The 15573-nt window shown below is 69.7% G+C and carries 9 protein-coding genes; 4 read left to right on the top strand and 5 right to left on the bottom strand.

Going from position 1 to position 15573, the window contains the following annotated elements; genetic code table 11:
- Window positions 1-5: 5 nt before the first annotated feature.
- Window positions 6-4727, bottom strand: a complete 4722-nt coding sequence (locus tag APZ21_RS24690) for an ATP-dependent helicase (protein WP_054815666.1) — start codon at window positions 4725-4727, stop codon at window positions 6-8.
- A 73-nt stretch (window positions 4728-4800) separates the two neighbouring features.
- Between APZ21_RS24690 and APZ21_RS24685 the strand changes: the two genes are divergently transcribed.
- The 3 genes from APZ21_RS24685 (at window position 4801) to APZ21_RS24675 (ending at window position 9955) form a co-directional block, all read left to right on the top strand.
- Window positions 4801-5337: a histidine phosphatase family protein gene (locus tag APZ21_RS24685; RefSeq protein ID WP_443093691.1), complete on the top strand. Its 537-nt coding sequence runs from the start codon at window positions 4801-4803 to the stop codon at window positions 5335-5337.
- Between the two features lie 169 nt (window positions 5338-5506).
- Window positions 5507-7708: an ArnT family glycosyltransferase gene (locus APZ21_RS24680; protein ID WP_063125114.1), complete on the top strand. Its 2202-nt coding sequence runs from the start codon at window positions 5507-5509 to the stop codon at window positions 7706-7708.
- A 294-nt stretch (window positions 7709-8002) separates the two neighbouring features.
- On the top strand, window positions 8003-9955 hold the full coding sequence (locus APZ21_RS24675; protein WP_054815725.1) for a GMC family oxidoreductase N-terminal domain-containing protein: 1953 nt from the start codon (window positions 8003-8005) through the stop codon (window positions 9953-9955).
- Window positions 9956-9977: 22 nt separating this feature from the next.
- On the opposite strand, the gene APZ21_RS24670 is transcribed toward APZ21_RS24675, so the two are convergent.
- From APZ21_RS24670 to APZ21_RS24655, 4 genes are all read right to left on the bottom strand, one after another.
- Window positions 9978-10355 carry a DUF742 domain-containing protein gene (locus APZ21_RS24670; RefSeq protein ID WP_054815664.1) on the bottom strand — a complete coding sequence of 126 codons (378 nt, stop codon included), beginning with the start codon at window positions 10353-10355 and terminating at the stop codon, window positions 9978-9980.
- On the bottom strand, window positions 10352-10777 hold the full coding sequence (locus APZ21_RS24665; protein WP_054815663.1) for a roadblock/LC7 domain-containing protein: 426 nt from the start codon (window positions 10775-10777) through the stop codon (window positions 10352-10354). Before APZ21_RS24665 ends, APZ21_RS24670 begins: the two co-directional genes overlap by 4 nt.
- Window positions 10755-13151, bottom strand: coding sequence for a sensor histidine kinase (locus APZ21_RS24660; protein WP_239476799.1), 2397 nt, complete (start codon window positions 13149-13151; stop codon window positions 10755-10757). The genes APZ21_RS24665 and APZ21_RS24660 overlap by 23 nt, the downstream gene beginning before the upstream one ends.
- A gap of 229 nt (window positions 13152-13380) precedes the next feature.
- Entirely contained in the window at window positions 13381-14037 is a 657-nt protein-coding gene (locus APZ21_RS24655; RefSeq protein ID WP_054815662.1) for a TetR/AcrR family transcriptional regulator, read from the bottom strand.
- Between the two features lie 203 nt (window positions 14038-14240).
- On the opposite strand from APZ21_RS24655, the gene APZ21_RS24650 reads away from it, so the two are divergent.
- On the top strand, window positions 14241-15563 hold the full coding sequence (locus APZ21_RS24650) for a YncE family protein (RefSeq protein WP_239476798.1): 1323 nt from the start codon (window positions 14241-14243) through the stop codon (window positions 15561-15563).
- The last annotated feature ends 10 nt before the right edge of the window (window positions 15564-15573 follow it).

Here is a 15573-nt window from a genome sequence, read left to right as displayed (position 1 = left end):
CGCGATCACGGTCGGCTCCGCAGACGCAGACCGCGCGGAGTCGGGACGAAGCCCGCGGCGGTGAGGAATTCGGCGAAGGTGTTGCCGTGCACCGTATCGCCGTCCACACGGTCGATGACCAGCGAATCCACCCGGCGTTGCCGCACCAGATCGCCGAGGGCGTTCGCCGCGGCCCGGCGTGCGTCCGTATCCTCGGTGAAGGTGAGCAGGGTCTTGCCGCCGCGCTCCAGGTAGAGCACCAGGTCACCGTCCACCAGCACCACCAGCGCGCCCGCCTTGCGGCCGGGGCGGTGGCCGCCCTCGACCTCGCCCTTGGGCCACGGCAGCGCCGCACCGTACGGGTTGGCGGGATCACCGGCGGCCAGCGCCAAGGCCGTTCGGGCGCTGGGGGTTGCGTTGCCGCCGCGATCGGCGTCGAAGGAGCGCAGGCGGTCGACCACGTCGGTGGTGGAGAACTGCGCGCCGCCGAGTGAATCGACGAAATAGCCGCGACGGCACCGGCCGCGATCCTCGAATTCGGTGAGCACGCGGTACATGAGCGCGAATCCGCCCGCGACGCCCTCGCTCTGCACCGAGCCGCGCGTCAGGACGCCGTAGCGCTCCAGCAGCGTGTCCGCGGTCGCGTGCGCGCGGACCGTATTGTCCGAAACACGCTGCGGCAGCAGCGACCAGCGACCGGCGACCGCGGGCGGGCCGGTCCGGGTCGGCATGGCGGCCCGCGGCAGGTACGCGCGACCGCGCGGTGTGCGCCGGGGTGTGCGGTGCGCGGTCGTCGTGCGCGCGGTGCCCGAGAGCAGTCCGCGCACGGGGGCGAAGGTGTCGCCGGAAACCAGGCCCGCCCAAACCAGTTCCCACAGCGCCGCGGCCACCGCGGTGTCGTCGAGCAGTCCGGTGGCATCGGAGAGCCCGCGGAAGAAGTACGCGCCGCCGCCCCGCGGAATCGGCGGACCCGGGTACGGCGACGTGGCAGAAGGCGATTCGGCGTCGAGTTCGATCGTGGGACCGGCGGGGCCGGGCGCGGTCCACGCGGGGATGGTCGCGCCGAGTGCGGCCAGCAGACGCAGATGGACCTCGCCGAATTCGATCTCGTCGGGCGCGGCGAGGGTGAAGGGCGCCTGATCGGTCGGATGCAGTGCGATCCAGCCGTCCTTGGCGGTGATGGAGCCGTGGCCGGACCACACCACCTCACCGCCCGCCATGAGTTCGTCCAACAGGGCGGGGGAGTAGTCGGCGACCCGGGCGGGCAGGATCAGCGATTCGATGGCCGAGGCGGGCATCGGCACGCCCGCGAGCTGTTCCACCACGGCCGCGACCCCGTCCACGCCGCGCAGGGTCCCGGTGCCCACGTGCTGCCATGACGGCAGGAAACGCCCGAAGGCGGCGGTGGAGACCGGTTCGACCTCGTGCCGGGCCGCGGCGAGCGAGCGGCGGCGCAGCCTGCGCAGCACCTGGACGTCACACCATTCCGAGCCGGTGGCCGCGGGCGTGAATTCGCCCTCCACGACCCGCTTCTCGGCCGCCAGTCGGTGCAGGGCGGCGACGGCGACGGCGACGCCGAGTCCGAATCGCTCGGCGACGGCCTCGGTGCGGAACGGCGCGTGCGTGCGTGCGTAGCGGGCCACCAGATCGCCGAGCGGGTCGGCGACCGGTTCGATGAAGGCGGCGGGTGTGCCGATCGGCAGCGGGACCCCGAGCGCGTCACGCAGTCGCGCCGCGTCCTCGATCGCGGCCCACCAGGTCCGCCCGGCGAAGGTGACCGCGAGTGCCCGTTTGGCCGTGCGCAATTCGGCGAACCATTCGTGATGGTCGGTCTGCACGCCGTCGCACCGCGACCGCGCCTCATCGGCGGTCAGCGGGCCGAGTAGTCGCAGCAGGTCGGCCAGGCCCTCGGCGTCGCGGGCGTGACGCTGCGGGGTCAACCGTTGCAGTTCCCGCTCGGTCTGGTCGAGGACGGCGGCGTCGAGCAGTTCGCGCAGTTCGACCCGGCCGAGCAGTTCGGCGAGCAGGCCCGAATCCAGCGACAGCGCCGCGGCCCGGCGTTCGGCCAGCGGACTGTCGCCCTCGTACATGAACTGCCCGACGTAGTCGAACAGCAGGGAATTGGCGAACGGCGACGGCGTCGCGGTCTCGACCTCGATCACGCGCAGTTTGCGGTGCGCCACCCGCCCGAGCAATTCGCGCAGCGACGGCAGATCGTAGACATCGCGCAGACATTCGCGCACCGTCTCGAGCAGGATCGGGAAGTCCGGGAACTTGCGCGCGACATCGAGCAGTTGCGCCGAGCGCTGCCGCTGCTGCCACAGCGGTGCGCGCTTGCCCGGATCGCGCCGTGGCAGCAATAGCGCCCGCGCGGCGCACTCCCGGAAACGGGAGGCGAACAGCGCCGACCCGCCGATCTGTTCGGTGACGATGTCGTCGATGTCCTCGGGATCGAAGACGAACAGGTCGGCGCCGGGCGGATCGTCGGTGGTGTCGGGCAGCCGGACCACGATGCCGTCGTCGGAGGCATTGGGCGTGACGTCGACGCCGAATCGCTCACGCAGGCGCGCCCCGACCGCCAACGCCCACGGCGCGTGTACCGGCAGGCCGTAGGGGGAGTGCAGTACCAGCCGCCAGTCGCCGAGTTCGTCGCGGAATCGTTCGACCACGAGGGTCCGGTCGGTGGGCAGATGACCGGTGGCGGCGCGCTGTTCGTCCAGTAGCGCGGCCATATTGACCGTGGCGTTGTCGTCGAGTCCGGCCTCGCGCGCGAGGGCGAGCAGCTGTTCGGAGACCCGACCGGCGACCGGGCCGTCGGGCGAGATCGGTTCGGGGCGAGGTCGATCCGCGGCTTTCGCGCCCTCGCCCGACTTGCGCACGAATTCGCCGAGCGCCGCGCCGAGTTCGGCGGGACGGCCGAGTCCGTCGCCGTGCCAGAACGGGAGCCGACCGGGTTGGCCGAACGCGGGCGTGACCATGACCCGGTCGAAGGTGATCTCCTCGATGCGCCAACTGGTCGCCCCGAGGGCGAAGACATCGCCGACCCGGGATTCGTAGACCATCTCCTCGTCGAGTTCGCCGACCCGCGAATTCTTCTCGCCCACCATATAGACGGCGAACATGCCGCGATCGGGAATGGCGCCCCCGGAGGTGACCGCGAGCCGTTGCGCGCCGGGTCGACCGGCGAGGGTGCCCGCGTCGCGGTCCCACACCACGCGCGGGCGCAGTTCGGCGAATTCGTCGGAGGGATAGCGGCCCGCGAGCAGGTCGAGTACCGATTCGTAGGCCGAGCGCGGCAGCGTGGCGTAACTGCCGGTGCCGCGCACGGTGTCGAACCACGTGTCGACGTCGATCGGTTCCAGGGCGCAGGCGGCCACGGTCTGCTGCGCCAGGATGTCGAGCGGATGGGCCGGTATGCGAATCTCCTCGATCCGGCCGCCGAGCATACGCTGCGCGGTGACCGCGCAATGGATCACGTCGGTACGGTGCTTGGGGAACAGCACCCCCTTGGAGATCTCGCCGACCTGATGCCCGGCGCGCCCGATCCGCTGTAGGCCGCCCGCGACCGACGGCGGGGCCTCCACCTGGACCACCAGATCCACCGCGCCCATATCGATGCCGAGTTCGAGGCTGCTGGTGGCGACCACGCAGCGCAGCCGACCGCTCTTGAGATCGTCCTCGATGAGCGCGCGCTGCTCCTTGCTGACCGAACCGTGGTGGGCGCGGGCCAGCAGCTGTTCGGCACCGTGGGTGACCTCGGTGGACGGTCCGAGCTGTGCGGGCGGGCCGTGCGCGGTGTCGACCGGATCGCCGACGCGGGCGGCGAAGGTCTCGTTGAGCCGCGCGGTGAGGCGTTCGGCAAGCCTGCGGGAATTGGCGAACACGATGCTGGAACGGTGTTCGAGCACCAGGTCGACGATGGCCTCGTCCACATGCGGCCAGATGGATCCGGGTTGATCGGAATCGCCGATCTCGGTCATATCCGCGACCGGCACCCGCACCGACAGGTCGAAGGTCTTGGGCGCGGGCGGGGCGACGATGGTGATGGGCGCGGACCCGACGAGGAAGCGGCCCACCTCATCGGGCGGGCGCACGGTGGCGGACAGGCCGACGCGCTGGGCGGGCCGCTCGGTCAGCAGGTCGAGTCGGGCCAGTGACAGCGCCAGGTGGGAGCCGCGTTTGGAGCCCGCGATGGCGTGCACCTCGTCCACGATCACGGTGCCGACGTTCGCGAGTGTGTCGCGCGCGGCCGAGGTGAGCATGAGGAACAGCGACTCCGGCGTGGTGATGAGGATGTCGGGCGGCTTGCGCAGCATGGAGCGCCGGTCGGCCGGACTCGTATCACCCGAGCGCACGCCGACGGTGACCTCCGGGGCGGGGGCGCCGAGGCGTACGGCGGTCTGGGTGATGCCGACCAGCGGGGCGCGCAGATTGCGTTCCACGTCGACGGCCAGCGCCTTGAGCGGCGAGACGTAGAGCACCGTGGTGCCCGCCCGCTCCGCGTCCTTCGGGGCGGGTTCCCGGTTCATGAGCCGGTCTATCGCCCACAAGAACGCCGAGAGCGTCTTACCCGACCCCGTTGGCGCGATGACCAGCGTGTGTTCCCCCGCGGCGATGGCCTGCCACGCGCCGAGCTGGGCCGGGGTGGGCGCGGGGAAGGCGCCGTCGAACCACTCCCGGGTGGCCCGGGAGAAATCGGCGGTGCCGAATGCGGCGGTGCTGAATGCGGCGGTCGCGTCCTCGCCCATGCCAACAGTCTGCACCCGGCCACCGACAACGCCGCGCCCACGTCGGTCGCCGTACGCTGCGATGGTGCGGAAGGTGCTCAGACTCGACCTGGTCAGCCACGGCACGACCGAGGCGATGCGCGAGGCGCGGTTCCCGGTGGACGAGTCGCTGACCGAGGCGGGCCGCCGCGCGGTCGTCGTCGGCGGGCGACTCGGCGCCGACCGGGTCGTGACCGGACCCGAACGCCGCGCCGTGGAGACCGCGGCCCTGCTCGGCCTGACCGGCACGGAGGACGCCCGCCTGCGCGACCTCGACGCGGGCCGCTGGCGCGGCGGCGAGCTGGCGTCGCTGCCCCCGGACGAGCTCCACGCCTGGCTCACCGATCCCGAGTTCCGCGGCCACGGCGGTGAATCGGTGACCGATGTGATCGAGCGCATCCGGTCCTGGATGGCCGAGATCGCCTCGGCAGGCGTGTCGACCGTCGCGGTGACCCATCCGGCCGTCGTCCGGGCCGCGCTGCTGGTGACGCTGGCGGCCCCGCCGACCTCCTTCTGGCGCGTCGACATCCCGCCCGCGGGCGTGACCAGGCTGCGCTACCGCGGCGAATGGCGGCTGCGCCTGTCCACGTGAGGCGCGCCCACCCCCGTCGCGCGCGCCGTTGCCCGGAACCGCGGCGGTCGACGCCTACGCCACACCGGGGGTTGTTCACAGCTTCTTCGCAGGAACTTCGGAGTTCGGGGTCAGGCGGTGCGCCTAGGTTCGACCCGACGGCACACGGGATTACGGAGGCGCGTGCGTGGTGACGGTGACGCAGGGACGGGCGAGGACCTCGCCCGCGCGAGGACAGGCGTTGCGCCGCGTACTGTACGGACCCGATACGCGGCCGCGCGCGGCACGGCCCGCGCTGTCGGCGCTGCTGGCCGCGACCGCACTGCTGTACCTGGGCGACCTGAGCGTCTCCGCATGGGGCAACGAGTACTACGCCGCCGCCGCGCAGGCGGGTTCGCGCAGCTGGTCGGCGCTGCTGTTCGGGTCGCACGACGCGGGCAACTCGATCACGGTGGACAAACCGCCCGCCTCCCTGTGGCTCATGGGCCTGTCGGCGCGGGTGTTCGGCTTCGGGTCCTGGTCGGTGCTGTTGCCGCAGGCGCTGCTCGGCATCGGTTCGGTGGCCCTGCTCTACGCGGCGGTGCGGCGCTGGTGCGGGGTCCGCGCGGGTCTGCTCGCGGGCGCGGCATTGGCCGCGACACCGGTCGCGGCGCTGATGTTCCGTTACGACAATCCCGACGCGCTGCTTACCTTCCTGCTGATCGCCGCCGCCTACTGCACCGTGCGCGCGATCGACGCCGAGAACTCGCGCTGGTGGTCGGCGGGCACCGGATGGCTGGCGCTCGCCGCCGTCGCCATCGGATTCGGCTTCCTCACCAAACTTCTCCAGGCGCTGCTCGTCGTGCCCGCGCTCGGCGCGGTCTTCCTCCTCGCCGCCCCGGGCGGATTCTGGTCCAGGACGGGCAAACTCATGACCGCGGGCGTGACACTCGTCCTCGCGGGCGGCTGGTACGTGGCGCTGGTCGAGATCTGGCCCGCGGGCGCGCGACCCTATATCGGCGGTTCGGCCAACAACAGCCTGTGGGAACTGGCCCTCGGCTACAACGGACTCGGACGGCTCCTCGGTGGCCACGGCAATCCGGGTGGGCCGTCCGACCGCGGACCCGCGGGCGCCCAGTTGGGCCCGGCCTTCGGCGGCGACACCGGTATCACCCGGCTGTTCCGTGATCTCATGGCGACCGAGGTCTCCTGGCTGCTGCCCGCCGCGCTCATCGGTCTGGTGGCCGGACTGTGGATGACCCGCCGTGCGCGGCGCACCGATCGGCTGCGCGCGGCGCTGATCCTGTGGGGCGGTTGGCTGCTGGTCACCGCGCTGGTCTTCAGCTTCATGAGCGGGGTCATCCACCCCTATTACACCGTGGCGCTCGCACCCGCGGTCGCCGCGCTGGTAGGCGTCGGCGTCTCGCGGCTGTGGCGGTCGCGGGAACGGCGCGCCGCGACGCTGGTCCTCGCGGTGATGGCCGCGGTGACCGGCGCGTGGTCGTTCATCCTCCTTGACCGGACCCCGGAGTGGCTGCCCTGGTTGCGCTGGACGATCATCGCCGCCGCCGCGTTCGCGGCCGTCGCGTTCGCCGTTCTCGGATGCGCGACCGCCGAATCGAACTATGACGCCCGCCGTACCCGATGGCTGCCGACGGTGGCCGCGGTGGCGGCGCTTCTCGCCGGCTTCGCGGGCACCACGTCCTACGCGGTGGTCACCGCCATGTCGGCGCACGGTGGCGGCATACCGGCCTCGGGACCGAGGGGTGATGCGGCGGCGGCCGGACCGCACGGTGGACCGCCCACCGGCGGACCGCCCGCCCCGCTCGCGGGCCTGGGAATGGCGGCGGGGTCCGGGGAGGTCGACGGCGGTCGGGCGATCGATCCGTTCGGCGGGCCCGACGCGGATGACACGAGTCCGGCGCCGCAGCGCATGTCGCGGGACTCCATGCCGTCGTCGGACATGTCATCATCCGGCACGGCGGCACTGCCCGGCACGGCATCGACGAGTGAGGTGGGACCGCCACGTGGCGCGCCCCCGGGGCCGGGCGGACCGCCCGGTATCGCCCACAATGCCGAACTGGAGGCCATGCTGCGCGCTTCGGACCGGCGCTGGACCGCGGCCACGGTCGGCTCGTTCGGCGCCTCGGCCCTCGAATTGCGCACGGGCACTTCGGTGATGGCCATCGGCGGCTTCGCCGGCGGCGACGATGCGCCCAGCCTTGACCGGTTCCGCGAACTCGTCGCCGACGGGGAGATCGGCTATTTCGTGGCCGCCCGCAGGCCCGGTCCGTCGCCTGCCCGCCCGGATGCCGACGCGCCGAAGTCGACGGGTGAACAGATCGCCGAATGGGTACAGACCCACTACACCGCGCGACAGGTCGGCGATGTCACCGTCTACGACCTGACCTGAGCGTCCGGGTCCCGAGTGATCCGGCGAGGGTGTCCGCCTCGCAACGGCGCGAGCGGGCGCCTGCGGACGCCCGCCGCCGCGTCCGGCCCACCGATACCCGCCGCGTATTGAAACGTCCCCGCTTTACTGCGCCGATTCACCGGGGTAGTGTTCCAGCACACACATTATGTGAATCACAATTCTGCTGCCGCCCGCATCTGTTAGACACCGGTTGACACCGAGTGCGGTCCGCGCGCGAGTGATACGGACGCGCCGCGCCCTCGGCGTCGGTCCACTGGAAGGATGGATGACGGCATGGATCTCACGGCCAAGCAGCGTGCAACGCTCGAATTGATCTGCGATACGTTCGTGCCGGGTGACGGGCTCGGAATTCCCTCGGCAAGTGAACTGAACGTCGCCGATATCGTGCTGCGGCTGCTCGACCGCAACCCTCGGGAAGCCGACCGTAAACAGTTCGCCACCCTGCTCGGGCTCTGGGATTCGCCGGTCATGGGTCTGCTGGCGGGAGTCGGCCCGCGCCGCTTCTCCGCGCTGTCGCCGCGCGGCCGCGAACAATTCCTGCTGCGACTCGGCGATTCCCGCTTCGGCGCCAAGCGCGCCATCTTCCAGGCGCTGAAATCGGCGGCGGTGCTGTCCTACTACACGACGCCCGGCCCCGACGGCGTCAGCCCCGTCTGGAAAGAAATGGGCTACCCCGCGCCGCCCGGACCGCTCGACTCCGCGCCCGCGCCCGCGCTGACCCCGCTGCGGCCCACCACCGACACCGAATTGGATTGCGACGTGGTGGTCGTCGGCTCCGGCGCGGGCGGCGGCACCGCCGCGGCGGTGCTGGCCGAGGCCGGACTTTCGGTCGTCGTCCTCGAACGCGGCGGCTACTACGACGACGCCGACTTCGGTACCGACGAACTCGACAGCCTCACCAAGCTCTATGCCGCCGGACCGCAGGCCACCGCCGAGGGCCAGCTCACCCTGGTCGCGGGCGGATGTCTTGGCGGCGGCACGGTCGTCAACTGGACCACCTCGCTGCGCACCCCCGACGATGTGCGCGCCGAGTGGGCGGGTCTCGGCGCGACCCAATTCGCCGAGGACGAGTTCAGCGCCGCCCTCGACGCCGTCGAACGCCGCATCGGCGTGCGCGGCGACCGGTCGCCGCTGTCGGCCCGCGACAGCGTCCTCGAGCGCGGGGTGAACGCGCTCGGATGGGATCTGGCCGCGCTGCCCCGCAATGTCGGTGAGGTCTGCGACGCCGGAACCGAATGCGGCCGTTGCGGTTACGGATGCAGGCTGGGCGCCAAACAGTCGGTCACCAAGACCTGGCTCGCCGATGCCGCCGACCACGGCGCGACCCTGGTGGTAGGCGCGGACGTGCGCACCATCGAGGTGCGCGAGGGCCGCGCCGAGAGCGTGCGCGCGGTGACCGCCGACGGTGCGCGCGTGCACGTCAAGGCGAGGGCCGTCGTCGTGGCCGCGGGCGCGATTCAGACGCCCACGCTGTTGCGGCGTTCGGGCCTGCGAAACGACAACATCGGCAAGTACCTGCGGTTGCATCCGGCCTCTGCCGTCTTCGGCGTCTTCGACGAACAGGTGCGGCCGTGGGAGGGCGCGCTCCAGGGTCGCATCTCGCGCAGGCACGGTGACCTCGACAACGGCTACGGCGTCATCTACGAGACCGGGCCGCTGCATCCCGGCATGATGATCGGCTTCATGAATTGGCGTGGGGCGCAACACCATCGGCGGGCGATGCTGGATCTGTCGCGCACCGTCGCCGTCGGCGTAATCACCCGCGACCGCGACCACGGCACGGTCACCATCGATCGCGGCGGCGAAGCCGTGGTGAAGTACCGCATCTCCGATTTCGACGCCGCCCACCTGCATGTCGGCGTCGGCGGCGCGGCCCGCATCCTGGAGGCGGCGGGGGCGAAGCGGATCTTCTCCGGACATCAGGCGGGCGCGGAATACGAACCCGGCGTGCGGGGTTCGCACGCCGAATTCGTCGAGTCCGCCCGCGCCGCGGGGTACGCGCCCGCGCGCTGCGGCATGGGTGCGCTGCACATCATGGGTTCGGCTCGCATGGGCGGTTCCCGCGCCGACTCCGCGACCGATCCCGACGGCGCCACCTGGGAGGTGCCCAATATCGTCGTCGCCGACGCGTCCTGCTTCCCGACCGCGTCGGGAGTCAACCCGATGGTGTCCATCGAGGCGATCGCCTACATGAACGCCCGCCGCCTGGTCGCGCGACTGACCTGAGCCGACGACCGGACGGGCCGGCTCAGATCGCCTGAATGCCCTTGAGCACCGCGCGCAGCAACTGGGTGTTGCGCGCGGCCGAGTCCGGCGCGGGGTCGGGGGAGCGGAACTTCAGCAGGCCGTCATCGATCAGGTCGCCGACCAGGATCTTGGTGGAGGTCAGCGGCAGGTTCAGCTGCGCCGCCAACTCCGCCACCGACAACGCGGTGTGGCTCAGTTGCAGTATCCGCGCGTACTCCGGTTCCGTACGGCGCGGCTGCACACCGACACTCGCGTTCACCACCAGCGTGAGCATGTCCAGTTTGTGCCGTGCCCCACCGGACCGCCCGCGCGTGACGGCATACAACCGGACGAGGGGACCTGCCTCCTCGTCGTACCAGGACTCATGCTCGTCGTTCATGGCCGTCTGGAACCGGCGTCGTCGAGCGACTTCGGGCGCGGGTCGACGGCGAGGTGCGTGCCGACCCGCTGCACGGTCTGGTTCATCTCGTAGGCGACCATGCCCATGTTCGCGGTCTCCGCGGTCAGCAGCGCCAGACAGGCGTTGTCGCCCGCGGCGGTGATGAACAGCACCGCGCGGTCCAGTTCCACCACGGTCTGGCAGACTCCGCCGACATCGAAATGCGCGCCGGCGCTGCGGGCCACACCGTGCAGGGTCGAGGCCATCGCACCGAATCGTTCGGCGTCCGCACGCGGCATCGCCGAGCAGTGCCCGAGCAGCAGGCCGTCGGTGGACAGCACGACGGCGAAGCGGACATCGTGCAGCCGCTCGATGAGATCATCGAGCAGCCAGTCGAGACTACGGGGTTTGGAGGTCGTCACCGGTACCTTCCTGTCGGTCGAATTGCTGTGCGGAACCGTCGTTGTCGACGCGGTTCGAACGCCCCTGCCTGGTGCCGTTCTCGATGGCCGACATGAGGCTGCGGGCTTCGTCGGCCGAACGCGGCCTGCGGGTCGACTCGGCGGAGGTGCGCCCGTCGGTCGCGGAATCGCCCGCTGCCTCCGGTATCGCGCGGCGCCGACGCGGGAGTGCGGGCTTTTCCACGATGTTCTGGGGTGGTGCGGCGACAGCGGCGGTGTGCGACGCGCCCGCCGGGGCGGTGGATACCGCCGCGGGCGCGAGTACCGCGCGCGGCGCGGTCGTCTCGGTCGGGGATTCGGTGGGCCGGGAATCGTTGTCGGAGGCCAGCAGCGCGGTCGGCACGAGCACGATCGCCCTGATCCCGCCGTAGTCGGATTCGCTCAGGCGCACCGAGATACCGTGCCGGATGGCCAACTTGGCGACCACGAACAGGCCCAGCCGCGCGTCGCTGGACAGCGCGGCGACGCTGAAGTCCGGCGGATCGGCGAGCAGGGCGTTGCGTTCGGCGAGTTCGGTGTCGGACATGCCGAGACCCTGATCGGAGATCTCGATCGCCACCCCCTTGCCGACCAGGTTGCCCGACACCTCGACCCGCGACTCCGGCGGCGAGAACGCCGTCGCGTTGTCGGTGAGTTCGGCGATGAGGTGGATGAGGTCGGCGACCGTGGCGCCGGTGATTCTGATGTCGGGCAGCCGTCCGGTCTGGATGCGGGTGTAGTCGAGGCTCTCGGCGACCGCGCTTCGTACCACGTCGATGAGTGCCACGGGGTTGCGCCAGCGCCTGCCCGGCTTCTCACCGCCGAGGATGATGAGGTTCTCGGCGTTGCGGCGGGCGCGGGTGGCGAGGTGGTCGAGTTGGAAGAGCAGGTCGAGCTTGCCGGGGTCCTCTTCTTCGCGTTCGGCGCGGTCGAGCAGGGCGAGTTGACGGTGCACCATGACCTGGCTGCGGTGGGCGATATTGACGAAGACCGCGTTGACGCCGGAGCGGGTCTTGGATTCGGCGACGGCCGCGGTGACGGCGGCGCTGTGCGCGCGGTTGAAGGCGTCGGCGACCTGACCGATCTCGTCGCCTCCGAATTTCAGCGGCGAGTGTACGGCGTCCCCGTCGACCTGCTCGCCGTCGCTGAGCGTGCGAATCGTCTCCGGCAGGCGCTCGTCGGCCAGTTCGAGGGTTTCCTGACGCAGCCGGCGCATGCGGCCGATGAGCCTGCCCGCCAGCAGCGCCGCCGCGAGGAACACCAGCACGGTGATCGCGAACACGACCGCGCCGCCGTAGGCGGAGTTGGCGGCCCGTTCCTGTCCGGTGGTCGTCGCCGAGGTATGGCTGTCGCGGCACAGATCGACCCACAGTTGCACCAAGCCGTTGCTGATCGGCACGGCGGTGCTCTGCCACTCGGCGGCGGTGAGCGGCAGGGCGTCCGCGCTCGTCCGCGTGGTCCGGCTCGCCGTACCGTTCGTCTGGCGGGCGCCGGTCGAGTTCTCCGGGTCGTCGGGCTCGACCACCCCGCGGCGGATCACGGCGTCCTCCATCGCCACGATCTGCTTGCGGTTCTGCCCTTCGATCAGGTTCTTCAGCTGCTCCTGCCGCTTCCCGGACAGCGTCGAGGCGACGTAGTCGAGCTGTCCGCGCGCGTCTCCCACGTAGCGGCTGAATTCGGCGAACTGCCTGCGGGGGAGTTCTTCGGTGAGCAGGGCCACCGAACCGATGGTGGCGGCGCGCGATATCGATTCGCCCGCGCGCAGCAAGAGCATCGCCTGGTACAGCCGTACCGCGATATTCGGGTCCGGCGCCACCTCGGCGGCCAGCAGCGACGCGGTGACGATGGTGTCGATGACCGTCGAATAGAGCGAGAACGCTTGGTCGGTCGGGACGGCGCGGGCATCGATGGCCGCGCGCAGGGTCGGGAGCTGGGCGTAGAGCTGGCTGAAGCCGTCGATGTCGTTGGCGAGGTCGGGTCGCAGCGCCGCGGCGGCGTCACCTTGGGCTTTCAGCGCGGCCAGCGCGAGGTCCGAATTCTTGCGGGTCAGGGTGAGACTCGCGGTAGCCGACGGGTCACCGCTCAGATGCAGCAGCGATGCCGCGCGTTCGGCCTGGAAAGCCTCGATCATCTGACGCGCCGGTTCGGCAGTGGCGCTGGCGAGGCCGGCCCATTCCTCGGCATCCTGCCCGTCACGTATGAGGTAGATGGCCGAGCCCACGCCGATGCCGAGCAGAGCCACGCTCGGGATGAGGACGATGGCGAGCACTCGGGTTCGCACGCTGATCGAGCCGCGTTCGCGCCACCGCCGGGCAACCGCGGCGACAACCGCCCTGATGAAGTTGATGACAAACACCGATGATCGAGCCTACCTCTGGGAATACCCACCCACTTGTCGCCGGCCGCCCCGACCGGGTGACCGGTCTGCCTCACCGGCTGTGTTCCGAGTCACTCTAGACGGAGAAATCGCCGTTGGGCAATAACTTCTGGGCTAACGAATCACCGGAACGGTCGATAGCGCAGCGCTATCGAGAGACGCCGTTCACATCCTCTCGAAAGAAGAATGATCATTCATTTCAGTCGAGTCAGGCCAGGTCTTCCGCGTGGCTGAGTTCCAGCCTGCCTATCAGCATGCGCTGCAATTCGTCGGCGACTTGATCGCTGGTGGCGTCGACCCAGCCGACGGTCCAGTCGTGCATGAGACCGTTGACCGACCCCACGAATGTCGCCGCGGTGAGTCTGGGATCGAATGGGGTGATGTCGCCGCGGCGGAGTGCGTCCTCGTACAGTTGGACCAGCAGCTCGATCCAGCGCGACCGCCGTTCCAGGCGCTGTTGGTCGAGTCGTTCACTCACACCGACGATTTCGACGAACAGGATGCGGGTGAAACGCGGGTCGACGGTGACGGCGTCGATGTAGGTGTGGACGATCCTGGCTACACGGTCGCGGATGGGTAGGTCCGCTACGAGCCCGATTTCGGCTACGAGACGTTGTTCGGCCAGTTCGTTGACGGACAGGTGGAGGTCGGCCAGCAGGTCTTCGAGTGTGTGGTACTCCTCGTAGAACTGCCGGGTGGACAATCCCGCGCGCTTGCACACATCCACCAAGCGACTGTTGCGATATCCCGGTCCCGCGCCGAACAGATCCAGTCCGGCTTCGCGCAGTCGCATGCGACGTTCGGCGTGCCGTTCCGATGCTGGTCGGCCACCGTAACGGCCTGTCGCGGAGGCGATCCTGGCCATGTCTACCCCTCTCTACGGGCCCGGCACCGAGGGGTTGTGGTCCACAACACGATTGTCTACTCTTCAGTAACCCGAGTCTGAATACACGAATATTCAGACTCGGGTCGCAACGCCCACAAGGCTCTGTGTGCTAGTGCCCGGCCGGCCATATTGTTCCACGTTGCGGATGCTGTGGCCGTCCTTGCCCCAGGATAGCCACGGCATTGTGGGGCGCGCTCCAACCGCGCCCCACGACCGCAGTACTTTCCTGGAGGAATTCTATGCGCGTCTCAGCAACCACCCCTCATCGTAGACGGGTGTGGCGCAGCGCGGCAGCGGCCCTCGTCGCGACCATGATGGCAGGCGTATTCACCTACGAAGTAGGCCGAGCCGGCGCCGAGCCCGGCTTGAACCAGATAATGCTCGTCGGCAACAACTGGGAGGGCGTCGCCGACATCATCGAATCCACCGGCGACTTCGCCAAGATCGGTCGGATCAACCTTATTCCCGACAAGGACGAGCGGCTTCGCGAGATCTACCTCAATCCGATCAAGCTCGCTTACTTTCTCGGCATCCGCCAGACGGTCGGCGAAGGCCACGACCAGTACATCGACGACATGTACACGACCCCGGACGGTTCGGCCATCGTCGTCTCGCGACCCAGCTTCGCCGACGTCGTGTCCGTCGACAGTGCCACCGGCAAGGTGAAGTGGCGGTTCCCGGTCTCGGGCAACCGATCCGATCACATGGCCGTATCGCCGGACGGCAAACGGGTCGCGGTCTCGGCCTCGACCAGCAATACCGTCCATGTGCTCGACATCGTCACCGGCAAGGAGTTGGGTAAGTTCGCCACCGGTGACAAACCGCACGAGAACGTCTTCACCGCCGACGGCAAGATCTGGAACATGGCGATCGGGGACGTCAACACCGATCTCGACGCTCCGTTCCTCGACTTCACCAAGGGCGACCGCAAGATCACAGTCGCCGACGCCAATACCTTCAAGGTGGTCAGGACGATCGACATGCGCGATCGCCTCGACGCGTTCGGTCAGAAGGGGCTCTCGGACGCCGTGCGTCCGGTGGCCTTCACCCCCGACGAGTCCAAGATGTACTTCCAGGTGTCGTTCTTCAACGGCTTCCTCGAATACGACGTGGCCTCCGACAAGATCCTGCGTATCAAGGAGTTGCCGAAGAACCCGAATACCAGCCCCGAACGGAAGGATTGGGTCAACGACTCGCGTCATCACGGCATGTCGATGGACCCGTCGGGCAACAAGTTGTGCATCGCCGGAACGATGGACGACTACGCCACCATCGTCGACCGCGCGACCCTTCAGGAGGGGCCGCTGGTGACCGCGTCCAAGCCGTACTGGGCAACGGTCAGCGGTGACGGGAAAGCGTGCATCATCTCCGAAAGCGCCGCCGACCAGGTGACCGCGATCGATTTCGGCACCGGCAACAAGATCACCTCGATCCCCGTTGGCGATCATCCGCAACGGATTCGCGTCGGTAACCTGCCGACCGGATGGAAGACACCGGCCGCCTGAATCCGAGGAG

The sequence above is a fragment of the Nocardia arizonensis genome (assembly GCF_001310275.1).
Lineage (GTDB): Bacteria > Actinomycetota > Actinomycetes > Mycobacteriales > Mycobacteriaceae > Nocardia > Nocardia arizonensis.
This window is presented reverse-complemented; position numbering and strand designations above follow the sequence as displayed.

Coding starts and splice junctions, on each gene's coding strand:
- APZ21_RS24690 (WP_054815666.1), bottom strand. CDS start 4,727: ATGGGCGAGGACGCGACCGCCGCATTCAGCACCGCCGCATTCGGCACC.
- APZ21_RS24675 (WP_054815725.1), top strand. CDS start 8,003: ATGGATCTCACGGCCAAGCAGCGTGCAACGCTCGAATTGATCTGCGAT.
- APZ21_RS24670 (WP_054815664.1), bottom strand. CDS start 10,355: ATGAACGACGAGCATGAGTCCTGGTACGACGAGGAGGCAGGTCCCCTC.
- APZ21_RS24655 (WP_054815662.1), bottom strand. CDS start 14,037: ATGGCCAGGATCGCCTCCGCGACAGGCCGTTACGGTGGCCGACCAGCA.